This is a genomic window from Corallococcus sp. EGB (assembly GCF_019968905.1).
Taxonomy (GTDB): Bacteria; Myxococcota; Myxococcia; order Myxococcales; family Myxococcaceae; genus Corallococcus.
This window is the reverse complement of sequence record NZ_CP079946.1, coordinates 1812261-1835859: the sequence shown is the minus strand read 5'-3', so window position 1 is coordinate 1835859 and position 23599 is coordinate 1812261. Positions and strand designations below refer to the sequence as shown.

Below are 23599 nucleotides of genomic sequence, written 5' to 3'. Positions count from 1 at the left end.
GGCCTCAGGACTCCGGGGCCGGGCGCGTGCGGAACTCCGCGGTGGCCATCACGTGCACCTTCTTGCGGTGGGACACGGGGAAGCCCAGCGACGCGGTCCGCTTCACGCTGTAGCTGCCCGGCGGGGCCATGGGCACCACGTCCTCTCCCCCGCCGCCATACCCTCCGCCCCTCGCGCCGAAGGCCTGCGACTCCCAGATGCGCTCGGAGAAGCGGTGCAGCCCGGCCAGCGTCACGCCCAGCCCGGCCGCCACGCGGCGCGCCTTCTTCACCGACTCGCGGGCCAGCGCCTCCAGCCAGTCCTGCCGGGCCTCCGGCTCGTGTGTGTAGCCCCACCTGAGCTCGCGCAGCGTCGCCTGCTTCTGGCCGGACAGCGCGGCGAGCACGTCCCCCACCCGCGCCATGTCCACCAGGCGGATGCGCACCGTGTAGAGGGCGGACGAGGAGCGCGTGAGCAGCCCCTCCGTGGTCTCCGCCTGCACCGACTGGAGGGTGAAGGCCGCGGCCTGCACGCCCAGGTCCTCCATGCAGCGCACCAGCGCGGCCACCTCGCGCGCGTTGGTGAAGGCCGCGTTGCCGGTGAAGAACGAGGACGCCTTCACGTCCACCACCGCGTCCACGTGGTCCGCCTCCAGCTCGTGCTCGGAGAACAGCTCCACGACGATGATTCCCGACTCGGCTGCGGCTTGCTCCGGCATGCGTCTCCCCGGGTGGTGACTGGAACGGCGAGTCTACGCCCACGACGGACACCCGAGGGCGTGCCTATGCTCGCGCCCACGACCATGCGACGCATCCCGTCCCGGCTGTGGCTGTTGTGCGCGCTGTACTTCGTGCAGGGGCTGCCCTTCGGCTTCCAGGTGACGGCGCTGCCCGTCTACCTGCGCTCGCGCGGCGTATCGCTGGCCGCGCTGGGGTTCGCGGGCGCGCTGTCCCTGCCGTGGATGTTCAAGGCGCTGTGGGCGCCGCTGGTGGACCGCTACGGCTCCGAGCGCGTGGGGCGCAGGCGTTCGTGGATCCTTCCCATGCAGGCGGGGCTCGCGCTCGCGTGCGCGCTGGCGGCCTTCGCGGCGGGGCGGGGCTCGCTGCCCCTGCTGCTGGGCCTCATCTTCGTGATGAACCTCTTCGCCGCGACGCAGGACATCGCGGTGGACGGCTTCGCGGTGGACCTCCTGCGGCCGGAGGAGCTGGGCCTGGGCAACACCGCGCAGGTGGTGGGCTACAAGCTGGGCATGCTCACCGGCGGCGGGCTCCTGGTGTGGGCCAGCGCGCGCATCGGCTGGTCCGGGCTGTTCCTCGCCATGGCCGCGCTGTGCCTGGCCGTCTTCACCGTCGTCCTCTTCGTGCGCGAGCCGCCCCCGCGCGAGTCCGAGGAAGGGCCGGAGTCACCGAGGCTGGACTGGCCCGCGCTCTGGGCCCGCATCAAGGCCGCGGTCACCGTGCCGGGCACCGGGTGGCTGCTGCTCTTCATCGGCACGTACAAGCTGGGCGAGACGATGTCCGACGTCCTCTACAAGCCCTTCCTCGTGGACGCGGGCTACACCGCCGGTCAGATTGGCCTGTGGGTGGGCACGTGGGGCACCGCCGCTTCCCTCCTGGGCTCCACGTGCGGAGGCATCCTCGCCGCGCGCCTGCCGCTGCTGCGGGCGGTGGCGCTCACCGGCACGCTGCGTTTGTTGCCGCTCGCGGGGCGCTGGCTGCTCACGCGGGCGGGCGTCAGCGACGCGAGCGTGCTGGGCGTCACCCTCACCGAGGAGTTCTTCGGCGGCGCGCTCACCACGGTGATGTTCGCGTTCATGATGTCGCGCACGGACCGGCGCATTGGCGCCACGCACTACACGCTGCTGGCCAGCGTGGAGGTCGCGGGCAAGGCGCCGGCGGGGCCGCTCGCGGGCGTGCTCGCGGATCCAAAGTTCGGCAACCTGGGCTACGCGAACATGTTCCTGTTGGGCGTCGTGCTGTCCGCCGCGTTCCTGGCGCTGCTCGCGCCCCTGCGCCGCCACGCGCCCGCGCCCGCGGCACCACAGCCCGCATCGTGAAAGTTTCCAGGCTCGCGACACACCCCATCATGGGCGTGTCACGGGCACGCGCGTCACCGGAACCTCACGCGAGCGGTGTCAGGGGGGCGTGTTACTCGCCAACGCGTCGTTCGCGGTTCTCCCCCTTGAACGCGCGCCCGTGACACGGGCCGCGAATGAAGAGGTTCTCCATGAAGACCCTGTCGATGACGTCCCTGCTGGGCAGGGCTCGTCCTGTTCAGCGCTCCGGCGGCTTTCGCCACGTCCACCACCAGCATCCCCGCCTTCGAGGCGAGCATCGCCGCGGCGAAGAGCCCCACGAGCCCCGGTGGCGCGACCATCCTGCGCTCGGAGATCAAGACCGCGCGGGACGCGTTCCTCAACGACACCGGCAGCCCCATGGGCGTGGACGGCGCCGAGCGCGCCTACCTCACCACCCGCCTCAACGACTCGCCCTTCCAGCAGTCGCTGACGGGCACCGCGGCGAAGTACTTCGCGGACTTCTACGAACTGAACGACGCCACCACCCCGGTCGCCCAGTGGTCCTTCAACCCCGTCGCCCAGACGCCCGCGTCGCTGTACGGCGCCACCGGTCCGCTGGCCAACTCCTCCACCATCCGTGAGGGCTTCATCCCCAACAACCAGGGCGTGGTGGCCAACCAGTCCATCCTGATGGAGGCGTTCAGCTACTTCGGTCCGCAGAGCAGCATCTTCGAGCCCATCACCGTGAAGGAGCTCATCGCGCTCTTGAGCACTCGCACCGTGTCCGGCACGCCGACGGTGGACGAGGTGGAGGGCGCCGTGGCGTACATCACGGCGATCTCCCGCAACAGCAACCGGCTCTACTACACCGGTTGGAGCTGCCGCGGCTGCGGCGCGCCGGGCTACACGGCCGGCTACGTCATCGCGGCGGTGAGCACGGACCGCCGCTTCGTGCGGATGGTCAACGTGATGACCGACTCCGACTGAGCCTGACGCACCGCCGCAAGCGCGCTGGGCAGCCACCGGCGCGCTTGCGGTCCCCGCCGCCTCCGTTCATTGATGCGCATCACACGCACCGGGCGGGCGGGAGCGCGCGCTCCCGGCCCGGGCATCACGCAACACCGGAGGAGACACCATGGCGGAGATGAAGACGTATACGGGCGGCTGCCACTGTGGACAGGTCCGCTACGAGGCGACCACGGACCTGGCGCAGGTGGTCAGCTGCAACTGTTCCATCTGCCACAAGATTGGCGCGGTGCTGACGTTCGTCCCGCCGGAGCAGTTCAAGTCCCTCTCCGGCGCGGACGTGGTGAAGACCTACCAGTTCAACAAGAAGGTCATCAACCACCTGCACTGCCCCACCTGCGGCGTGGAGTCCTACGCCATGGGCAAGGGTCCGGACGGCAAGGCCATGTACGCCGTCAACCTGCGCTGCGTGGAAGGCCTGGACCTGTCCACGCTCAAGCCCTTCCCCTACAACGGCCGGGACGCGTAAGGCCCCCGCCTCACGCGCGGCGGCCCCGCCACATCAGGCCGGCGGCGAGGACCGCCGCGGAAGGAGCGGCCCAGGGAAGCGACCTCCGCAGCCGGTGCTCCCAGACGTCCACCCGGTCCGCCAGCATCAGCAGCATCCAGTGGCCGGGCTTGTGGTCCGGCTTCGCGTAGGCCGCCTTTCGCAGCAAGCCGCTCAGCCCCTTCGGAGGCTGGGCGGTGCCGAACACCGGCGGCATCTGCTTGCGGCCGGCGTGCTTGTACACCGGCACGTCCGAGTGCTGCGGCGCGATGGGCACGCGCGCGCCCGCCAGCGGCTTCGGCGCCGTCTCCATGGGGACGCCCGGCCGGCGGGCGGGGTCCTCGTCCACGGCCAGGGTCGGGTTCTGCTTCACCCGCGCCTTCGACTGGCCGTTCTTCGCGCGGCGCGGCTTGTGCGGCGTCTTCTGGGGCATGGCGTGCCTCCTGTTCAGGGCGAGAGTTCGTTCACGCGTGGCCGTGCGGCATGAGGACGCACTTCACGCACCCGTCGCGCTTCTGCGCGAACAGGTGGTAGGCGTCCGGCGCCTGCTCCAGCGGGAAGCGGTGGGTGATGATGCCCTTCGCGTCGATGCGGCCCGCCTGGATGTGCTCCAGGAGGTGCGGCATGTACCGGCGCGTGTTCGCCTGGTTCATGCGCAAGGTCAGCCCCTTGTTCATCGCGGTGCCAATGGGCACGAAGTTCCACGGCGGCCCATACACGCCGATGATGGAGACGTTGCCGCCCTTGCGCACGGAGTTGATGCACCACTCAATGACGGTGGGCGCGCCGGCCTCCAGCTTCAGCCCCAGGCCCAGCACGCGGTGCGCGCGCGAGCCCTCCGCCTCCATGCCCACCGCGTCGATGCAGACGTCCGGGCCGCGGCCCTCGAACATCTCCTTCAGGTGCAGGACGATGTCGCCCACCTCCTTGAAGTTCACCGTCTCCACGTTGGCAAACTTGCGCGCGAACTCCAGGCGGTACGGCACGTGGTCCACCGCCACCACGCGGCCCGCGCCCATCAGCCACGCGGACTTCATCGCGAAGAGGCCCACCGGGCCCGCGCCGAACACCACCACCGTCTCGCCGCCCTTGATTTCGCCCATCTCCGCGGCCTGGTAGCCGGTGGGCAGGATGTCGGAGAGGAAGAGGACGGACTCGTCGTCCATGGCGTCCGGAATCTTCATGGGCCCCACGTCCGCGAAGGGCACGCGCACGTACTCGGCCTGGCCGCCGTCGAAGCCGCCCGTGGTGTGCGAGTAGCCGTAGACGCCGGAGGCCACGTCGCTGCCGGGGTTGCTGTTCTCGCAGTTCCCGGTGAGGCCGCGCTGACAGTAGAAGCAGGTGCCGCAGGAGATGTTGAAGGGCACCACCACGCGGTCGCCCTTCCTCAGCTGCGACACCTCCCTGCCCACCTCCTCCACCACGCCGGTGAACTCGTGGCCGAAGGTGCAGCCCACGCGCGTGTCCGGCACCAGGCCGTGCAACAGGTGCAGGTCCGAACCGCAGATGGCGGCGCGGGTCACCTTGAGGACCACGTCCTGCGGATGCTCGATGCGGGGGTCGGGCTTCTGCTCCACCTGGACCCGATAGGGCCCCTGGTACGTGAGTGCGCGCATGCGGGGTGAGTCCTCCGTTCCCTAACGGGTGAGGATGCCCGCGCGGTAAGACAAGGGACGGTGCGCTCCCGGCCCTCGCTCGGCTAGCTGTCCTCCGGCGGTGCGAAGGTGCCCACGGGCGCCTCCGCCGCCCGCCACAGGTACCAGCTCACCACGCTGCGGAACGGACGCCAGCGCTCGCCGTACTCCAGGAGCGCCTTGGGCTTGGGCTGTTCCTCCAGGTTGTGGAGCACCATGAAGCCCTTGCGCACGCCGTAGTCATCCACGGGGAGGATGTCCGGCCGGCCCAGGCGGAAGATGAGCAGCATCTCCACGGTCCACTGGCCAATGCCGCGCACCTGGGTGAGGTGCTCGATGAGGTCCGCGTCGGACATGCGGCGCACGCGCGCGAGCGGCGGCACCGTGCCGTCCACCGTCTTGCGCGCCAGGTCCTGGATGGCCAGCAGCTTGTTCGCGGACAGCCCGGCCTCGCGCAGCGTGGTGTCCGGGAGCGCGAGCAGCTTCTGGGGCGTGAAGTCCCTGCCCTTCCCCACCCGCTCGCAGACGCGGCCGAAGATGGTGGCCGCCGCGCGGCCGTGGAGCTGCTGGTAGACGATGGAGTGCGCCAGCGCCTCGAAGGGGCTGTGCAGCGGGGTCCGCGTGAAGCGGAACGGCCCTATCTTCTTGAAGAGCGTGCCCAGCGTCGGGTCCGCGCGCACGAGGGCGCGGCGGGCGGCGGGGGTGAAGGCATCCGGCAGCAACACGGGGGTGGAGACAGGAGCGCGCGGCATGGGCCGCATGCTGCCCGGCCCCACGCCACGCGCAACCCCCGTCTTGCCTCAAGAACGCAGCGCGCTAGATGGGCGCGGCGTGCTCCGTCTCCGCGGGCACGTCGTTGCGCGGCTCGCCCTCCATCAGGGTGTCGTACTCCTCTTCCAGTTGGATGCCCAGGTCATCAAGCTGGTCCTTGCTGAGGAGCTTGCGCGCCGCCTTGAAGAGGTCGCCCTCCTCCTCCTCGACGTGGTGCTCCACCTGCTCCTGGAGGACCTTCATCTTCGCGTCGAACTCCTCGTCGGAGGCGTCCATCTCCAGCAGGTCCGCGATGAGGCGCTTGACGGAGAGGTGCTCCTCCACGGCCTCGCGCAGGTCGTCCTCCGTGTCCTCCTTCTTCAGCGCCGGATAGAAGTAGTCCTCTTCAATCTTCGCGTGCGCGCCCAGCCGGTCGGCGATCTGCTCGAACAGCTCCTGGCGCTCGGCGTCCGCGTGCTCCGCCAGCTTCTCGTACTTCTTGAAGAGCCCGGCCACCTCTTCGTGCTGCTGCTTGATCAGCTCCAACGCGTTCATTCCCCAACCCCCGTGAATGAAATGGACGAGCTGATAGATGGGGGTGGGCTCGCCCGAAGGGAAGCCCACCCGCGCGCACTTCTCACTTCATCGGCAGCTTCACGGACGGCAGGTCCTTCACCGCGGGACCGTTCAGCACGCGGCCGGTGGGGCTGAAGCGGCCGCCGTGGCAGGGGCAGTCCCAGGTGCGCTCCGCGTTGTTCCAGTGCACGTGGCAGCCCAGGTGCGTGCACACCGGGGACACCGCGTGGGGCGTGCCGTCCTCCTCGCGGTACACGGCCACCTTGCGGCCCTCCACCTCCAGGATCTTGGCCTCGCCCGGCGCCACGTCCGCCAGGTGGCGTCCGTCCGGCTTCGCCAGCCGGTCCGCGACGAAGCGGAAGGCCACCTCCGCGTTCTCCTGGATGAAGTCCCTGGCGCCGGCCCTGGGCTTCACGCGGCCCGCATCGTAGAGCGCGGCGTAGGGGTTCTCGTTGCCGAGGATGAGGTCCGTCAGCAACATGCCCGCGAGCGTGCCGAACGTCATGCCCGTGCCGGAGAAGCCCGTGGCCACGTAGACGTGGCGGCTGCCCACGTTGCGGCCGATATAGGGCAGGCCGTCCGCGGGCTCGATGACCTGACCGGACCAGCGGTGGGTGATGCGCCTCACCGGGAAGCGGTCTCGCGTGTACGCCTGCAGCGCGGCGAAGCGCGCTTCGGTGTCCTCCTCGCTGCCGACCTTGTGGTCCTCGCCGCCCACGATGACGTAGGGCACCCCGTCCACCTGCTGCGTGCGGATGTAGTGATACGGGTCGCGGCTGTCGAAGTACTGGCCCGGCTCCAGCGGCCCGTCCAGCGGGGCCGCCACCGCGTAGGTGCGGTACGGATAGAGCTTGGTGTGCATGGCCACGCGGTTGAGCGGCGTGGTGGTGGCCTCCACCACCGCCTGCGCCGTCACCGTGCCGCGCTCCGTGACGACGCGGCAGGGCGCGCCGTCGTGGATGTCCACGACCTTGGTGTTCTCGAAGAGGTGGCAGCCGTCGCCGGGGATGCGGTCCGCGAGCGCGAGCAGGTATTCGCGCGGGTGGAACAGGGCCTGGTCCTCCACGCGCAGCGCGCCCTTCACCGGGAAGGGCAGCGGCACCTCCCGGGTGAAGGTGGCCAGGAGCCCCACCTGCTTCGCCACCGCGACCTCATGCAACAGGTCGCGCAGCTCGCGCTCGTTCTCCGCGTAGCGGAAGGCCGGCGCCCGGGTGAAGCCGCAGTCGATGCCGAGCGTCTCCACCAGGGACGCAATCTGTTCAATGGCGGCCCTGCTGGAGGACGCGGCCAGGTGCGCGCCCTTCTCACCAAAGTGCTTCGCGAGCGTGGTGTACGGCGTGTCCAGCAGCTCCGTGAGGTGCGCGGTGGTCTGCCCCGTCTGTCCGGAGAGGATGCGGTGCATCTCCAGCACCGCCACCTTCTTGCCGGCGCGCTTCAACAACCAGGCGGTCGTCAGGCCCGCGACGCCTCCGCCGATGATGGCCACGTCCACTTCCAGGTCGCCCGCCAGGGGGGGGAAGTCTCGGGGACGCGTCGTCACCGTCCAGAGGGATTTGTGCTGGCGCTCTTCGTTCATGGAAGAAGGCTAGGAATCCGCTCCCCAGGGCATAAGCCACGCCTGCCGAGCCCCGCCCGGCCGGCTGCCCAGCGCGGGGTGTATGCGACCCAACAGAGCTTCCCCCCGGGTGTTGGTCAATCAGGGGCCGGGCGCGGACGAGGCTGGGGTGCGCGGACGCCTCCGCGTTAAAACGGCCCCTGGACCCGAAGGTCCGCGCCGGGCGGACCCAAGGAGCATGCGTCGAATGCCCGTGGAACGCGTGTCGGGTGGGACCAGTCTCGTGGACGTGCTGGACCGCCTGCTGGACAGGGGGCTGCGCTTCGACACGCAGGCCCTGGAGGCCCTGTGTCGCACCGCGTCCCGGGACGGGGAGGCGCGCATCGTGGTGGCATTTTCGGAGGTCCGCACCGCAGACTCGCTGGAGCGCGGTCGTTCCCCGCGTCCCCCTTTGCCCGGAGCGTAAGGTCGTGGTGTCCCCTGCCCCGCTGCCCCCCGCCGAAGTCGATTCCGGGGCGCGCCTCGTGCTCGCCGAGCACCTGCTCGCCTGCGAGTCCGCCGTCGCCAGCGCGCGAGCGGTCGTGGAGTGGCTCGCGCGCAGGCATGGTGCGCCGGCCGCCTGTGTCGGTCCCGCGGAGGGCGCGAGCGCGTCCACGTGCCTGGCCAGCGAAGGGCTGACGGGCGCGCAGCAGGCCGCGCTGGCCCGGGCGTGGGATGCGCACGGCTCACCGCTCGCCGCCTCCCGCACCCGGCCCGGGGCACGGTGGCTGGCGGCGGACGCGGTGGAGGGCGCGGCGATGCCGGGTGGGTTCCTGGCGGTGCCGCTGGGCCGCTCCGGAGCCTCCGCGGCCGCGCTGCTGGTGGTGGGGCTGCCCGGCCCGGCCGTGCCGGAGGACGTAGCATGGGTGGCGGCGTGCGCGGGGCCGCTCCTGGCCCGGCAGCTGGCCGGGGACGCTCGGGCGCCGCGGCGTCCGGAGCCGGACCGGCTGCTCCGCCGGGTCATCAACGCGGTGTCGGATCCGGTGCTGCTCACGGACACGGAGGGCACGCTGCTCTTCGCCAACGCGCGCGCGGAGGCGCTGCTGGTGGCGGGCCCGGACTCGAGCCCTGGCCGCACGCGCGCGGTGGAGCTCAACCAGCGCCTGTTCCGGGAGACGCTCACGCAGGGCGGCACCTCGGTGCACCGGCGCGAGGTGCCGCTGGTGGATCCGCTGGAGGGCATGGACCTGCTCTTCGAGCTCATCACCACGCCGGTGCTGGCGCCGGACGGGCCATCCGTGGTGGTGAGCGTGCTGCGCAACCTCACGGACCTGGGCCGCGCCACGCAGGCCCTGGGCGAGAGCTACCGGCAGCTGCGCGCCACGGAGCGCGAGGCCCGGAGCGAGCGCCACCGCCTGGACCGGGTGCTGGACTCGGTGGCGGACCCCATCATCCTGACCGACCCCACGGGCGGAATGGTGATGATGAACGACCCGGCCGAGCGGCTCTTCGCATGGCCCCATGAAGAGGGCCCGGCGAGCGAGGGCCCCGCGGGCGAGGCCATGCTGCGCCGGGTGCGCTCCAACGACGCCCTCTTCGCGTCCTTCCTGGCGAACCTGCTGGGGCCGGAGAACGCGGGCGTGTCGCGCTGGAAGAGCCAGCTGACCCTGGACGACCCGGCCACCGGCGCGCCCGTGCCCATGGAGGCCATGGCCAACAAGGTGCAGGGCGACGGGGGCGAGCTGACGGGCATCGTCACCGTCTTCCACGACCGCACGGAGGTGCTGGAGCGGGCGCGGCTGCTGGAGCGCGTGAAGGAGGTCTCCAGCGAGCTGGAGGCGCGCGTGCAGTCCGCCACCGCGGAGCTGGCGGAGCAGAACGAGAAGCTGCGCCGGCAGGCCATCCAGCTGGAGCAGGCGAGCGCGGCCAAGTCGCAGTTCCTGGCCAACATGTCCCACGAGTTCCGCACGCCGCTCAACGCCATCCTCGGCTACACGAACATGCTCCTGCAGGGCGTGTCCGGGGAGATGACGCCGCCGCAGCGCAGGAACCTCACGCGCATCGACTCCAACGGGCGGCACCTGTTGGAGGTCATCAACGAGATCCTGGACATCACCCGCATCGAGGCGGGGCGGATGCCGCTGCACCTGTCGGACTTCGGGATTCCGGAGCTGTTGCAGGAGGTGATGGCGGAGATGGACCCCATCATCGCACGCAGCAAGCTGTCGGTGGACACGCGCCTGGATGAGGGGCTGCCAGGGGTGTGGAGCGACCGACAGAAGGTGAAGCAGATCGTCCTCAACCTGTTGTCCAACGCGCTGAAGTTCACGCACGAAGGCGGCGTGCAGGTGATGGCGGAGTATCAGAACGCCACCGGCACCGTGGCCATCTCGGTGAAGGACACCGGCATCGGAATCGACGTGTCGAACCAGGAGAAGATCTTCGAGGACTTCCAGCAGGTGGACAGCTCGCCCACGCGGGCCTATGGGGGGACAGGCCTGGGTCTGTCCATCTGCCGCCGACTGGCCGAGATGATAGGGGGACGCGTCTCCCTCCAGAGCGCTCCGGGCCAGGGTTCGACCTTCACCCTGCACTTTCCAAGACGTGCGAGACGGACATGACGAACACCCCGGAAAAACAAAAGCCGCTCGTGCTGGTGGTGGACGACTACCAGGATGCCCGGGAGATGTACGCGGAGTACCTGGAGTTCTCCGGTTTCCGCGTGGCGGAGGCGAAGAACGGCCAGGAGGCCTTGGACAAGGCGTTCGAGCTGACGCCGGACGTCATCCTGATGGACCTGTCCCTGCCGGTGATGGACGGCTGGGAGGCGACGCGCCGGCTCAAGGGCGATGAGCGCACCAAGGGCATCCCGGTGGTGGCGCTGACGGGCCATGCCCTGAAGGGCCACTCGGAGGACGCGAACGAGGCCGGGTGTGACGCGTACGTCACGAAGCCGTGCCTGCCGGACGCGCTGGTGGACCAGGTGAAGAAGATGATTGCCCGGCGCGAGGCGGCATCCAGGCGCTGAAAGAAGATGTCACTGCAGGGAGGTGGGCACGTCATGACGACGAAGACCCAGGCGGAGTCCCCACGCGAGGGACGGGCGCACTACCTCTACGGCATCATCCGTGAGGACACCGGCTGGGAGCCGGACGTCGCGGGGCTGGGTGAAGCCCCGGTGCGCACGGTGCGCGAGGGAGGCCTCGCGGCGCTGGTGTCCGATGTCGCGAGCCTGAGGGTGGTGCCCACGCGGGCGCACCTGCTGATGCACCAGCGCGTGACGGAGGCCCTGGTGCAGCGGCACACGCTGGTGCCGGTGGCCTTCGGGACGGTGCTGCCGTCGGAGGAGCGCGTGCGGGAACTCTTGCGCGTGGCGCGCGCGCCGCTGAGCCGGGCGCTCTCCGAGCTGGAGGGCCGGGTGGAGCTGGGGCTGAAGGTGTACTGCCATGGGGATGCGCTGACGCGCAGCCTGCAGAAGGCGAACCCGGAGCTGGCGCGCGGCCCGTCCGAGCTCGAGGAGGACCACGAGGCGCGGCTGGAGGCGGCGCTGCGCGAATGCACGACGAAGGACCTGGAGGGGTTGAAGGCCGGCCTGCGGACGCTGTCGGAGGCCGTGCACGAAGCGGCGCCGCTGGGGGAGCGGATGCTGCTCAACGCGGCCTTCCTGGTGGACCGCACGCGGGTGGCCGCGTTCGAGGCGCGGGTGCAGTCACTGGTGGCGCGGCTGGACGCGTACACGTTCCGCTTCACGGGGCCGTGGCCGGCCTACAGCTTCGTGGACGTGCGGCTGGACGTGGAGCCCGCGGACTCCGCCGCGCCGTGAGCGTCAGCGCGGCGTGGTGAGCTTCGCGGCGTCCTCGGCCAGCAGCTCCAGGCCGCCGCCCATGCGGACCCACCCCGGAGCGAGCTCCGTGCGCGCGTACCACGAGCCATCCGGCGTCTTCGCCATGGAGAGCTCGCCCACGGCCTTGCCGCCGCGCTGGTACTCCACGCGGAAGGCGGGCGTCGGGGCCGGGCCTGGAGGGGCTTCGCCGCGGCCCAGGAGCTCCACGGGGGTGAGGCGCCACAGGCGGTCGTGCCAGTTGCGGGCGAAGTCGTCCGGGGTGCCGGGGGCGTCCGCGGGCGAGAGCTGCACGGCGCCCGGGGGCTTGCCGTTGGCGGCGAAGGCACGGGACGTGGTGCCGGTGGAGATGACGACGCGGTCGAAGCCGTCCACGTCGAACGCGTGCAGGCGCCGGTCCACGAGCCGGCTGGCCGCGGCCTCCAGGTCCGGCAGCAGCCCGGGCCCGAGGAGGAAGACGTGCCCGTCGGACGTGCGCTGAAGATAGGGCGAGCCCCAGCCCGACGCGGGCGTGGCGAGGCGGAACAGCCGGGGCGTCCCATCAAACGTCAGCGTCAGGCCTCGCTGCGTCTTCGCGAGGCCGATCTCGTCCAGCTTCGTGTCGTCCAGGACGCCCAGGTCCCGCTGCGCGCGCAGCGGAGCGAAGTGGGAGAACAGCTTCAGCGCCACGTCGTTGCCGCGCAGCTCGCGGGGTGGAGGCACGGGAGCGGGAGTCCCCGCGTCCGTGGAAGCACTCGCGAGCGCGCCCGTGTTGGCGGCAGTCGCGGGCGAGCCCGCGTCGGACGTCGAGTGAGCCAGCGCACCCGCATCGAGCAGGGTGATGCCCGCGTCACCGGATGCATGGGCAACGACGCCCGCATCCATCGCGGCCTCAGCGCCCGGCTTCACGGGCTTGGTGCCCAAACGGACCCAGACGGTGTCACGGTCCTGGGGGTCGCGGAACAGCTCCACGAAGCGCGCCTCTTCGTCGTACCGGATGCGGTCGAGCGCGCTCGCGGGCGCGTCCTCCACCGTCACCTCGCCCGCCACCCGCGAGGGCTCGCGCTGCCACACGAAGAACGCGGCCACCAGGGCCACGCACGCCATTCCCCCCTGCACCGCCACGTCGCGCGCCTTCATCGCGCACCTCCCGCCACCGCGACGCCCCGGGGCGCGCGCCGCCCGCGCCGCCGCGTCACGAAGAAGCCCACCGCCAGCACCGCCACCGGAACCCCGAAGACCGTCGCGTAGAACCACGCGACGTCCTGCGAGCGCGTGTGCTGCAACGGCACGTCCTCCTCACTGTTCGTCACGCCGGAGAGCGACTCCTCGCCGGACAGCCAGCGCAGCGTGTCCACCGCGAGATACGCATTGCCCAGGTTGCCCAGGATGCCGTCCCCCAGCGCGTCCGCGTCCGCCATCACCACCGCGCGAGGTGCGGGCTTCCCCTCCCCCGCCGGCCGCTCCACCGCCACCACCAGCGGCCACGCCTTCGCGACCTCGCCGGGCTCCGGTTCGAAGTCGCCGTTGCGGTCCGCGAACGTCGCCGCGTGCGCTCGCACGCTCGTGTCCAACAGCACGCCGGGCACTGGCGGCGTCACCGTCTCCATCGCCGTCGCGCCCGGAAACGCCACCGCGCCCTGCGAGCCCAGCGCGGACAGCGACGTCACCGACGGGTGCGAGGAGAAGCTCGCCGTGCCCAGGTTGCCCCGGTCGCTCTGCTGACGCGTGGTGCGGAAGAACACCCGGTCGTTCGCCAGCGGCACGCGCAGCGACTTGAGCCCCATGGGTTGCAGCAACGGCTCCAGCGCCGCGCCATCCGGCTCAAGCGCGATCCACAGCCGCCCGCCGCGCTCCCAGTACTCGCGCAGCGCGGTGGCTTCCTCCGGAAGCAGCTCCCGCGTGGGCCCCAGCACCGCCACCATCGCCGCGTCGCCCGGCACCGCCGAGCCCAGCCCCTCCGCCACCGTGAGCGTGCGAACGTCCACGTTCTGCGCGCGCAGCAACTCCTTCAACTGCGCCACCGAGGGCCGGGCCTCTTCCCCCGGAACGGGCCGCGTGTCCGCGCGCTCCCCATGGCCCCCGGTGAGGTAGACGATGCGACGGGGCTTCGCCACCGCCAGCATCCGCCGCTGCACCTCCGCGTCCAGCCGCTGGAGCTGTCCGCGCGCCCGCTCCGGATCCAGGCCCAGCGTGAGGCTCTCCTTGCGGTCGCCCCGCGCCAGCACCACGGAGCCGTTGTTGCTGACGCCCAGGGTCTTGCCCCGAGCGGGCTCCACCGCCTGATCCAGCGACTCCACGCCCAGCTGCGGACTCTCTGGCTCCAGGTCGCGGAAGTACTGCCGCACCGCCTCGCCCACTTCGTTGGCGGGCGGGAAGAAGAGCGTCACCTGGAGGGGCTCGTTGAGGCCGCGCACCAGCTTGCGCGTGGCATCGCCCGGCTTCGCGGTCCGGAAGTACGACAGGTCCCAGGTCGCGTCCGCCTGCGTGGCCACGTACGTCGCCGCGAACGCGAACACGACGACGAACGCCACGCCCAGGCCGGAGAACAGCGCGCTCTTCACGCGGCCCGTCTCCGGCACCGGCGCGCGCGCCATCGCCACCAGCGCGGCCTCCACCATCGCCAGCGGCACGAGCGCGCACAGCAGCAGCGCCGGGAACAGCACCGCCAGCACCACCGACAGCCGGGGCGCCGAACGCGACAGCGGCGCACCGAGGAGCGCCGTCCCCACGTCCCCCTTCACGAAGTAGAGCGCCAGCGCGGCCAGCCCCACGACGTACAGCGTGAGCACCCAGCGCTCCAGCGCGCGCCGCTCAGCGGGCGCGGAGATCATCCGCACCGCGCGCCATGCCGTTGCAGCTACGGCCACTGCGGTGCCCAATGCCGCCAACGCCACGCGGCCGGAGCCCGCTCCCAGCACCCGCTCCGCGACGAATACGGCGATGAGCCCCGCGACGAACGCCCCCGTCGCGGCGAGCCCCGTCCCGAAAGAGGCCGGCGTGCTCATCGCCACCTCCGCGCTTCCAGCACCCGCGTGGCCGCGAACAGCGCCACGTAGGTGACCACCAGGTAGTAGACGACGTCGCGCACGTGGATGAGCCCGGTCTGGAACGGGGGGAAGTGCTGGTTCCACAGCGACATCGCGCTGAAGACGTCCGCCAGCGGCTGCTCGGTGATGCGCGCCAGCAGCCAGCACAGGATGAGCGCCACCAGCATCACCGCGGAGAAGATGGCCGCGAGCAGCTGGTTCTTCGCCAGCGACGACCCGAACGTCCCCACCGCCAGCGACGCGCTGCCCAGCAGCAGCAACCCCAGGTAGCCCGCCGCCACGTGCCCGAAGGACACCTTGCCGTTCACCAGCACCAGGAGCGGCATGTAGAGCGTGAGCAGCAGGTACAGCGCCAGGAACGCGAGCCCCGCCAGGAACTTGCCCAGCACGATATCCCGGTCCCGCACCGGCGAGGCGTAGAGCAGCGGCAGCGTGCCCGTCTGGCGCTCCTCCGCGAGCAGCCGCATGGACACGAGGATGGCGGCCACGATGGTGAAGCCGCTGGAGTAATAGAAGAACCCGGACAGCACCTCCGCCGAGCGCTTGCTCGCGCCGCCCAGGGCGTACGCGTTGAAGAACAGCCCGTTCACCGCGAGGATGATGGCCAGGATGACGTAGCCGCTGAGCGTGCGCAGGTAGCCGGCCAGCTCGCGGCGCGCAATCAGGAGCGCCTTCACGCCTTCACCTCCTGCCCGTGCGTCAGGCGCAGGAACAGCGCCTCCAGCTGCCCCTCGTTCGCGTCCAATCGCAGCAACTCCAGGCCCGCGCCCACCACCGCCCGAGCCACCTGGGGCCGCAGCTCCGGCGCCGCCGCGACCTTCATCGCCAGCACGCCCCGCTCCCCTTCCCGCGCCTCCACCGAGCCGAAACCCTGCAAGGCCTCCATGGCCCGCGCGCGGTCGCCCCGTACCTCCAGCACGATGGACGGACCGCCCAGGCTTCGCGACAGCTCCTCCTCACTGCCCTGCGCCAGCAGCGTGCCCTTGTGGATGATCAGCAGCCGGTCACATGTCTGCGAAATCTCCGGGAGGATGTGGCTGGACACGAGCACCGTGTGCGCGCCCTTGAGGCCGCGGATGACGTCGCGCATCTCGACGATCTGGAGCGGATCCAGGCCGCTGGTCGGCTCATCGAGGATGAGCAGCGCGGGCTTGTGCACCAGCGCCTGCGCCAGGCCCACGCGCTGACGGTAGCCGTGGCTCAGCGTGGAGATGACGTCGCCGTGCACGTCGCGCAGGCCGGTCTTCTCCTCGGCCTCGCCGACGTGGGACGCGGTGGCCTTCGCGGGCACGTCTCGCAGCCGGGCGACGTAGGCGAGGTACTCGCCCACGGTCATCTCCTCGTAGACGGGGGGCACGTCCGGCAGGTAGCCGATGCGCTGGCGCACTTCATGGGACTGGTTCACCACGTCGTGCCCGTCAATGACGACGCGCCCTGACGTGGGCAGCAACACGCAGCCGAGAATCTTGAGCGTCGTCGACTTGCCGGCGCCATTGAGGCCCAGGAAGCCGATGACCTCGCCCTGGCCGATGGTGAAGGCCAGGTCCCGGATGGCCGCGTGCTCGCCGTAGAACTTCGTCAGCCCTTCGACCTGGATCAATCAGGACTCCTCGAAGCGAGGGGGGAAGCGGCGCACTTCTGTCGCCCCTCCCGAGGAGTGTCAAGCATGGGGCGACTTGCGCCGCCCCCAACGGCTCACCCGTGGCGGTATTCCGCGCCGTCGGTGGTGCGGCCCAGCGTGAAGCGCAGCGCGCCCTCCAGGTCGGGCAGGAGGAAGGGGAAGCCATGCGCCTGCGCCACGGTGGGCAGCGCATGGGTGCTCGACAGGAGGGTCTCCTCGCCCATCTGACCGAAGACGGCCTTCACCACGGCGGCGGGCAGCAGGAACATGGCGGGGCGGTGGAGCACCTTGCCCAGCACCTTCGCCAGCTCGCCCTGTCGCACCGCGTTCGGGGACACGGCGTTGACGGGCCCCTGGATGGACGGCGTGAACATGGCGAACTGGATGAGGCCCATCACGTCCTCCAGGGACACCCAGCTCATCCACTGGCGTCCGGACGCCACGGGCCCACCGCCGCCCGCCTGGGTCGCGAGCGCCAGCTTCGCGAGCGCCCCACCCCGCGCGTCCAGCACCACGCCGATGCGCATGCGCACCACGCGGATGCCCGCGGCCTCGGCGGGGGCGGTGGAGGCTTCCCACTGACGCGTGACGTCCGCGAGGAAGCCGTCGCCAGAGGAGGAGGCTTCGGTGAGCTCCTCCTCGCCCCGGTTGCCGTAGTAGCCGACGGCGGAGGCGCTGATGAGCACGCGCGGCTTGCGGGTGGCTCGGGCCAGGGTCTCCGACAGCAGGCGGGTGGTCTCCGTGCGGCTCTTGAGGATCTCCGCCTTGCGCGCGTCGGTCCACCGGCCCTCGCCCACGTTGGAGCCGGACAGGTGCACCACGGCGTCCACGTCCTCCAGGCCTGCGGCGTCGATGGTGCCCTTGTCGGGGGCCCAGGCGATGTCCCCGCGAGCCGGGTTCGCGCGGCCGCGCACCAGCCGCTTCACGCGATGGCCGCCCGTGGAGAGGAACGCCGCCAGTGACGAGCCCAGCATGCCGGATGCACCGGCGATGGCCACGGTGAGCGGGCCCTGGGATGCGAAGGCGGCATGGCGGCGCAGGTCCGCGCGGGTGAGCGAGTGACGGTACGCGAACATGCGCTCCAGGCGCTTGCGCGCATAGCCGCCGCCGAAGGTGTCCCCGAGCGCCCCCACGGGCAGCTCGTACTGGATGGAGTCCTCCAGGATGGAGGTCCCGGGGCCCGCGGGGAGCATGCGGTGGTCATGGATCCACCTGGTGAAGGGGCCTTCGCGCTGGGTGTCCTGGAAGGAGGAGCCCTCCACGTAGGCGGTGTGCTCGGCGACCATGCGCTGGGGGATGGGGCCCAGGTGGAGCTTGACGGTGACGCGGGCGCCGGGGTGGATGCCGTCGCCGGAGCGGTCCACGACCTCCGCGGTCTCCCAGGGGGGCGCCAGACGTTCGAAGGCTCCCTCGCGGGCGTGCCAGGAGAAGAGGTCGGCGGCGGGGACTGGCATCTGGCTGCGCGCATCGAAAACGTGCGACTTGCCCATGGTTTCTCCTGGGGAGACAGTGCGGCCCGAGCATGCTTACTCCCGACCTCCTCGACCGTGCAGTCGAATTGCTGCGCCGCGGCGGCGTCATCGCCCTGCCAACAGAGACTGTCTACGGCCTCGCGGCCAACGCCGAGGACGAGCTGGCCGTCCGTCGCATCTTCGCCATCAAGGGCCGACCGGCGACCCATCCCCTCATCGTCCACATCCCGGATGCGGAGCACCTGCCTGAATGGGCACGCGTGGTGCCGGACGAAGCGAAGGCGCTGGCGAAGGCCTTCTGGCCGGGGCCGCTGACGCTGGTGCTGCCGCGCACGTCGAGGGCCACGGACGCAGTGACGGGAGGCCAGGACACGGTGGCGCTGCGGGTGCCCGGCCACTCCGTGGCGATGGAGGTGCTGGAGCGGCTGGGAGGAGGCGTGGCGGCGCCCAGCGCCAACCGCTTCGGCCGGGTGAGCCCGACGACCGCGGAGCACGTGCGGCGAGACCTGGGCGACGACGTGGACCTGGTGCTGGACGGAGGTCCGTCCACGGTGGGCGTGGAGTCGACCATCGTGGATCTGTCTTCAGGAGCGCCCGCGATTCTCAGGCCCGGAGGTCTGGCGACAGAAGACATCGAGCGCGTGCTGGGGCGCGAGGTGCCGGTGCGGACGTCGTCCACGGTGCGAGTGTCCGGGTCGCTGGAGTCGCACTACGCACCGCGAGCCGGCGTGGTGCTCGCGGAGCCGCACGAAGCGGTGCAGCGGGTGGAAGCCCTGCGTGCACAGGGATTGCGAGTCGGAGTGCTGGGCCCCGCGTCGCTGTCACTGCCCACGGACGTGCATCGCTTCGACGTGCCGGGCGAACCCGCGCAGGCCGCGCGAGTCCTCTACGCACGGCTCCGGGAAGCCGACGAACAGGGCCACGACGTGCTCGTGGCCTGTCTGCCCGCTGCGAGCGGCCTGGGCATCGCCGTGCGAGACCGGCTGTCCCGCGCGGCGGCGCCCCGCAGAGGCTAACCAGCCCTCAAAGCTCCTTGGCCATGCGCTGAAGCTCAAGTTCCCTTGCGCGTTGCCGGGCCGCTGCGAGTTCCGCTGCATACCTCGCACTCTCATACTCGATAACCACAGCCTCGACGCCTGGCGTCTTCACGCTCCTGAGCTTGACGTCACTTTCGACCGTCGCCCACCGGCTCAACAGCAAGAATCGCTTCTCGGCAGCGTGCGCCTGTCTCCGGGCTTCAGCCTCATCGTTTTCCGCACGGACATCGATGCGCTGCTGCGCGTACTGATCCTGGTGAACTCCGGTGAGTGATTCCGTGAGTCTCCCCAGCACGAACACGGTATCCGCGGCAGAGCGATAGCTGCCAACCCGCCGCTGGGCTTCATCGGCTGTATCCCGATCACGTACCGGGGTTCCGAACTTCCGATTGAGCAGCCGCCGGATCAGCAGGTGTGAGTTCCGAACGTTACCTGCGTCCGGAAAGAAGACGTCGACCGCGACGAATCGCCCCTTCAGAAAGCCAAACTTCACGACTGCTGGAAGGTCCGCGATGGTGCCTTTCCAGCGCATCGCATTCTCATTGAGCATTTTTCCATCCGGGAAGAGCTCACGGACTTCTTCGACGCTCATGCCCCAACGGGCATCTTGAAAGCCCTCGGAGCTCCGATAGGCAGCCCCCTGACGCCTCCAGTCCTGCATGGCCCCATGACGCTTCTTCTCGATCAGATCTTCGCGAGTGGTCACGCAGGCAGCGGAGAGGCACGCCGCGAAGATGCAGCCAAGCACGCCTAGTCTCATGGGACCTCCAATCTCTATGACGGCCCCTCTTACGCCACCCCGCCAGGATGGCCTCTCGGGCAAAAGCGATCATAAAACATGAAGGGAGCCAGGCCCGGACGCCCCAGGGGGACTTGCGGCGGAGGCCCCGGGTCGCTCAGGCTTGCTCCCCGCAGAGGGGAACCGGACATCCGCCAGCTTGAAAGCGTCACCCCCGGCGGGCCGCGTCATGGGCCGTTCTCCCTTTTACAACCGCCGTCCGCTCCGCTATCCCGCGACGGTCACCAGGAGTGTCCCCGTGAAGCGAAGTCTGTCCGGTCTGCTCGTCGCCCTCGCGTTCACCGCCTGCAAGCAGGAAGCGCCGGGCAAGATGGAGCCCATCCCGCGCCCGCCGGGTGCCATCGAGCCCGCACCCGCGGAAGAAGCCCCGCCCGCTCGCGCCGAGCCCGCCATTCCCAAGGACGCCGTCGTCCTGCGCTGGAAGCTCGCCGAGGGCGCCCCCATCTCCTTCCGCCTGGACCTCGCGCTGGACCGCAACGCGGCCGTCCCCGAGTCCGCCCCCGCGCCCAAGGCCGCCAAGAAGAAGGGCGCCAAGGCCGCTCCCGCTGAAACAGCCCCCCAGGCCGCCCCCAGCGCCCCCTTCCCCACCGCGTTCACCTACGCGCTCCAACTGGACAAGACCGGTGAGCGCCAGCTGCACGTGACGCCCAACGGCGGCGCGCCGGAGGACGCTTCCTTCAGCGACCGCGGCTTCATCATCGACGGGCTCCAGGGGCCCGCGCGCAACCTGGCCACGCTGGTGATGGAGCTGCCGCGCGACCCCGTGCGCCCCGGCGATACGTGGTCCCTGGGCACCGAGCTCACCACCCCGGACGCCCTGGGCACCCTCTTCCGCCGCGCGGGCGGCGGCGAGCGCCACAACCGCGTGAAGCTCGTCTCCATCACCCCGGGCGACAACGGCGAGCAGGTGGCCACGCTCGAGTACGACCTCCAGGAGCAGTTCGGCGGCACCCTCAGCCCCCCGCGCCCCACCCTGAAGAACCTGCCCAAGGAGAGCGAGGCCGCCGAAGCCCCCGACGCGCCGCCCCCGCCGTCCACCTCCCAGCCGGAAGGCACCGAGCTGGGCGCCACCGTGAAGGTCACCGGCAAGGGCGAGTTCCTGGTGAAGGCCGGCCAGTGGCGCTCCTGGCAGGGCACCCTGTCCACCACCCTCAACGGCCCCGCCCGGCCCGCCGTGAACCTGCCCGTGGGCACCTACCAGGCCCACATCACGCCCGTCAGCGCGCCCCAGCAGGCGCCCACGCCTACCGCGACGCCCGCGCCTTGACCGGCGGGCCGTCCGAAGCGCGCACCATCCCCACCACGGCGTCCACCCACGCCGGGTGGGCGTTGAGGGACGGCACCAGCGTCAGCGACTCGCCGCCCGCCTCCACGAACTGCTCCTTCGCGCGCAGGCCAATCTCCTCCAGCGTCTCCAGGCAGTCCGCCACGAAGGCCGGGCACATCACCGCCAGCCGCTTCACGCCCTTCGCCGCCAGCTCCGGCAGCACCAGGTCCGTGTAGGGCTTCACCCACGGCGTGCGCCCCAGCCGCGACTGGAACGACACCGTGGAGCCGCCCGCCGGCAGCGAAAGGCGCTGCGCCAGCATCCGCGCCGTCGCGAAGCACTGCGCCCGGTAGCAGTGCCGGTTCGCGTCCGTGATGGCGTCGCAGCAGCCCGCGGAGGCCAGGCAGTGCTGCCCCGTCGGGTCGCTCTTGCGCATGTGGCGCTCCGGCAGCCCGTGGAAGCTGAACAGCACGTGGTCCGCGCGCATGTCCGCAATCACCGGCCGGGCCACCGCCGCGAACGCGTCCAGGAAGCCCGCGTCGTCCCAGAAGGCCGGCACCGCGCGCACGTTGGGGACGTCCCAGCCCTCCGCCAGCACCTCATAGGTGCGCGCCAGCGATGACGCGGTGGAGGACGCCGCCTCGTGCGGGTACAGCGGCAACACCGTGAACTCCGACACGCCCTTCGCCTTGAGCCGCGCGATGGCGTCCGGCAGCGACGGGTTGCCGTAGCGCATGGCCAGCTCCACCTCGTAGTCGTCCTTCAGCCGCTCCGCGACCTCCGCCTCCAGCGCGCGGCTGTACACGAGCAGCGGCGAGCCCTCCTTCATCCACACCTTGCGGTACGCCTCCGCGCTCTTCGCGGGGCGCACGGGGAGGATGAAGAGGTTCAGGAGGAACCAGCGCGCCACCGGGTGGATGTCGATGACGCGCGGGTCATTGAGGAACTCGCGCAGGTAGCGGCGCACCGGGCCGGACTCGGGGGCGTCCGGCGTCCCCAGGTTGACGAGCAGCAGCCCCCGCTTCGTGGTCGGCACAGGCATGCGAGCTGTCCCCGTGCTCAGTGCAGCGCGTGCGGGAGCGTGAGCGCGAACTCGGCGATGCGCGCCTCGAAGCGCGTGCCGTCCGGGCGCTCCATCTCATACGCGCCGCGCATGGTGCCGAAGGGCGTCTTGAGCATCGCCCAGCTCGTGTACTCGAACCGCTCGCCCGGCTTGAGGTGCGGCTGACGGCCGACCACGCCCTCGCCCTTCACCTCGTCCACGTGCCCCTGCGCGTCGGTGATGATCCAATGCCGCGACCGCAGCTGCGCCGGCACGGTGCCCTCGTTGAGGAGCACCACCTTGTACATGAAGGCGTACTGCCCGGACTCGGGGGTGCTGCGCTCCGGCCAGAAGGCCGGCTCCACGGTGACGCGGATGCCGTCGGTGGTGGCGGTGGACATGGCGGGAGACTTGGCAGTGACTCCCGCCCGATGCAAGCGAAACGCAGGGCCCCGGGGCCTGACGTCAGCGGTGCTCCTGCTTCCGGGCCGGCGCGTCCGGAGCCTTGTCCGCGTCCGCCACCGGCGGGGCGCCTTCCGCCTCCGGGGGCTTGGGGAACACCAGCGACGCCAGGATGGCCACCAGCAGGCACCCGCCAATCACCGCCAGCGAGACGCCGATGGGGATCTTGTACCAGTGCTCGATGAGCATCTTCACGCCCACGAAGGCCAGGATGACGCCCAGCGAGGCCTTCAGCAGGTGGAACTTCTCCATCAGGCTGGAGACCACGAAGAACAACGAGCGCAGCCCCAGGATGGCGCAGACGTTGGACGTGTAGCTGATGAAGGGGTCCTTGCTGATGCCCAGCACCGCCGGGATGGAGTCCATGGCGAAGAGCAGGTCCGTGGCCTCCACCACCAGCAGCACGATGAACAGCGGCGTCACCTTGCGCCGGCCGTCCTCGGTGAGGAAGAAGCGGCTGCCCTCGCCCTGGCGCGACACCGGCAACAGGCGCCGGGCCATCTTCACGATGAAGCCCGTCTCCGGGTCCACGTCATCGTCGTCCTTGGCCCACAGCATCTTGGAGGCCGTGTAGACGAGGAACGCGCCGAACAGGAAGATGAGCCACTCGAAGCGGGCCACCAGCGCCGTGCCCGCGACGATGAGCCCCGCGCGCATCACGAACGCGCCCAGGATGCCCCAGAAGAGCACCCGGTGCTGGTGCTGCGGCGGCACCCGGAAGTAGCCGAACACCATCAGGAAGACGAAGAGGTTGTCGACGGAGAGCGCGTACTCCACCACGTACGCCGTCAGCCACTCCAGCGCCGGCGCTTCGCCGCCGTAGCGCCAGATGCCCCCGCAGAACGCGAGGCTGATGCTCACCCACACGAGCGTCCACAGCGTCGCCTCCTTCGGCGACACCGCGTGCTCCTTGCGGTGGAACAGCCCCAGGTCCAGGGCGAGCATCGCCAGGACGAAGACGTTGAAGCCCACCCAGGGCCAGAGTGAATGAATCATCGGGTCCGCTGCCTACCCCGGGACGGGCCC

At 70.7% G+C, this 23599-nt stretch carries 24 protein-coding genes; 9 read left to right on the top strand and 15 right to left on the bottom strand.

What is annotated here, in order from left to right:
• Positions 1-4: 4 nt before the first annotated feature.
• Positions 5-697: an SIMPL domain-containing protein gene (locus KYK13_RS07580; RefSeq protein ID WP_223643172.1), complete on the bottom strand. Its 693-nt coding sequence runs from the start codon at positions 695-697 to the stop codon at positions 5-7.
• Between the two features lie 84 nt (positions 698-781).
• Between KYK13_RS07580 and KYK13_RS07575 the strand changes: the two genes are divergently transcribed.
• From KYK13_RS07575 to KYK13_RS07565, 3 genes are all read left to right on the top strand, one after another.
• Positions 782-2035 carry an MFS transporter gene (locus tag KYK13_RS07575; protein WP_223643170.1) on the top strand — a complete coding sequence of 418 codons (1254 nt, stop codon included), beginning with the start codon at positions 782-784 and terminating at the stop codon, positions 2033-2035.
• 378 nt (positions 2036-2413) lie between these two features.
• Complete coding sequence (locus KYK13_RS07570) at positions 2414-2983, top strand: hypothetical protein (protein ID WP_223643168.1); 570 nt, start codon at positions 2414-2416, stop codon at positions 2981-2983.
• Between the two features lie 148 nt (positions 2984-3131).
• Positions 3132-3491 carry a GFA family protein gene (locus KYK13_RS07565; protein ID WP_223643167.1) on the top strand — a complete coding sequence of 120 codons (360 nt, stop codon included), beginning with the start codon at positions 3132-3134 and terminating at the stop codon, positions 3489-3491.
• Positions 3492-3501: 10 nt separating this feature from the next.
• Here KYK13_RS07565 and KYK13_RS07560 read toward each other — a convergent pair whose 3' ends face one another.
• From KYK13_RS07560 to KYK13_RS07540, 5 genes are all read right to left on the bottom strand, one after another.
• Positions 3502-3942 carry a hypothetical protein gene (locus KYK13_RS07560; protein ID WP_223643165.1) on the bottom strand — a complete coding sequence of 147 codons (441 nt, stop codon included), beginning with the start codon at positions 3940-3942 and terminating at the stop codon, positions 3502-3504.
• A 31-nt stretch (positions 3943-3973) separates the two neighbouring features.
• Positions 3974-5125: a zinc-dependent alcohol dehydrogenase gene (locus tag KYK13_RS07555; RefSeq protein WP_223643163.1), complete on the bottom strand. Its 1152-nt coding sequence runs from the start codon at positions 5123-5125 to the stop codon at positions 3974-3976.
• A gap of 83 nt (positions 5126-5208) precedes the next feature.
• Positions 5209-5895, bottom strand: a complete 687-nt coding sequence (locus KYK13_RS07550) for a DNA-3-methyladenine glycosylase (protein WP_223643161.1) — start codon at positions 5893-5895, stop codon at positions 5209-5211.
• Between the two features lie 64 nt (positions 5896-5959).
• Positions 5960-6448 carry a hemerythrin domain-containing protein gene (locus tag KYK13_RS07545; protein WP_223643159.1) on the bottom strand — a complete coding sequence of 163 codons (489 nt, stop codon included), beginning with the start codon at positions 6446-6448 and terminating at the stop codon, positions 5960-5962.
• A gap of 82 nt (positions 6449-6530) precedes the next feature.
• Positions 6531-8045 (bottom strand): FAD-dependent oxidoreductase, encoded by a 1515-nt coding sequence (locus tag KYK13_RS07540; protein ID WP_223643157.1) that lies wholly within the window; start codon positions 8043-8045, stop codon positions 6531-6533.
• Between the two features lie 226 nt (positions 8046-8271).
• On the opposite strand from KYK13_RS07540, the gene KYK13_RS07535 reads away from it, so the two are divergent.
• From KYK13_RS07535 to KYK13_RS07520, 4 genes are read left to right on the top strand one after another with little or no spacing between them, the layout of a single operon-like run.
• On the top strand, positions 8272-8490 hold the full coding sequence (locus KYK13_RS07535; protein WP_223643155.1) for a hypothetical protein: 219 nt from the start codon (positions 8272-8274) through the stop codon (positions 8488-8490).
• A 4-nt stretch (positions 8491-8494) separates the two neighbouring features.
• A complete protein-coding gene (locus KYK13_RS07530) occupies positions 8495-10624 on the top strand; it encodes an ATP-binding protein (RefSeq protein ID WP_223643153.1) in 2130 nt (709 codons plus the stop codon).
• Positions 10621-11031 (top strand): response regulator, encoded by a 411-nt coding sequence (locus KYK13_RS07525; RefSeq protein WP_223643151.1) that lies wholly within the window; start codon positions 10621-10623, stop codon positions 11029-11031. The genes KYK13_RS07530 and KYK13_RS07525 overlap by 4 nt, the downstream gene beginning before the upstream one ends.
• Positions 11032-11064: 33 nt before the next feature.
• Positions 11065-11826: a GvpL/GvpF family gas vesicle protein gene (locus tag KYK13_RS07520; protein ID WP_223643149.1), complete on the top strand. Its 762-nt coding sequence runs from the start codon at positions 11065-11067 to the stop codon at positions 11824-11826.
• 3 nt (positions 11827-11829) lie between these two features.
• Here KYK13_RS07520 and KYK13_RS07515 read toward each other — a convergent pair whose 3' ends face one another.
• From KYK13_RS07515 to KYK13_RS07495, 5 genes are all read right to left on the bottom strand, one after another.
• On the bottom strand, positions 11830-12963 hold the full coding sequence (locus tag KYK13_RS07515; protein WP_223643147.1) for a hypothetical protein: 1134 nt from the start codon (positions 12961-12963) through the stop codon (positions 11830-11832).
• Positions 12960-14831, bottom strand: a complete 1872-nt coding sequence (locus KYK13_RS07510) for a Gldg family protein (protein WP_223643145.1) — start codon at positions 14829-14831, stop codon at positions 12960-12962. Before KYK13_RS07510 ends, KYK13_RS07515 begins: the two co-directional genes overlap by 4 nt.
• A complete protein-coding gene (locus tag KYK13_RS07505) occupies positions 14828-15550 on the bottom strand; it encodes an ABC transporter permease (protein ID WP_223643143.1) in 723 nt (240 codons plus the stop codon). The genes KYK13_RS07510 and KYK13_RS07505 overlap by 4 nt, the downstream gene beginning before the upstream one ends.
• Positions 15547-16473: an ABC transporter ATP-binding protein gene (locus tag KYK13_RS07500; protein WP_223643141.1), complete on the bottom strand. Its 927-nt coding sequence runs from the start codon at positions 16471-16473 to the stop codon at positions 15547-15549. The genes KYK13_RS07505 and KYK13_RS07500 overlap by 4 nt, the downstream gene beginning before the upstream one ends.
• Positions 16474-16568: 95 nt before the next feature.
• Positions 16569-17984: a TIGR01777 family oxidoreductase gene (locus KYK13_RS07495; RefSeq protein WP_223643139.1), complete on the bottom strand. Its 1416-nt coding sequence runs from the start codon at positions 17982-17984 to the stop codon at positions 16569-16571.
• Between the two features lie 32 nt (positions 17985-18016).
• On the opposite strand from KYK13_RS07495, the gene KYK13_RS07490 reads away from it, so the two are divergent.
• A complete protein-coding gene (locus KYK13_RS07490; RefSeq protein ID WP_223643137.1) occupies positions 18017-18982 on the top strand; it encodes an L-threonylcarbamoyladenylate synthase in 966 nt (321 codons plus the stop codon).
• Positions 18983-18989: 7 nt separating this feature from the next.
• Here the strand turns inward: KYK13_RS07490 and KYK13_RS07485 are convergent, their stop codons facing one another.
• Positions 18990-19751 carry a hypothetical protein gene (locus KYK13_RS07485; protein ID WP_223643135.1) on the bottom strand — a complete coding sequence of 254 codons (762 nt, stop codon included), beginning with the start codon at positions 19749-19751 and terminating at the stop codon, positions 18990-18992.
• 289 nt (positions 19752-20040) lie between these two features.
• Here KYK13_RS07485 and KYK13_RS07480 point away from each other — a divergent pair, with 289 nt between their 5' ends.
• Entirely contained in the window at positions 20041-21069 is a 1029-nt protein-coding gene (locus tag KYK13_RS07480; protein WP_223643133.1) for a hypothetical protein, read from the top strand.
• Here KYK13_RS07480 and hemH read toward each other — a convergent pair.
• The 3 genes from hemH to KYK13_RS07465 all read right to left on the bottom strand — a co-directional run bounded on the left by hemH (position 21047) and on the right by KYK13_RS07465 (position 23569).
• The gene (hemH, locus tag KYK13_RS07475) at positions 21047-22111 is read right to left on the bottom strand and encodes a ferrochelatase (protein WP_223643131.1); all 1065 of its coding nucleotides are present in this window, start codon (positions 22109-22111) and stop codon (positions 21047-21049) included. The two genes, KYK13_RS07480 and hemH, sit on opposite strands and share 23 nt — an antisense overlap.
• A 17-nt stretch (positions 22112-22128) precedes the next feature.
• Positions 22129-22512, bottom strand: a complete 384-nt coding sequence (gene apaG, locus KYK13_RS07470; RefSeq protein ID WP_223643130.1) for a Co2+/Mg2+ efflux protein ApaG — start codon at positions 22510-22512, stop codon at positions 22129-22131.
• A gap of 64 nt (positions 22513-22576) precedes the next feature.
• Positions 22577-23569, bottom strand: a complete 993-nt coding sequence (locus tag KYK13_RS07465) for a TerC family protein (RefSeq protein WP_223643128.1) — start codon at positions 23567-23569, stop codon at positions 22577-22579.
• Positions 23570-23599: the final 30 nt, after the last annotated feature.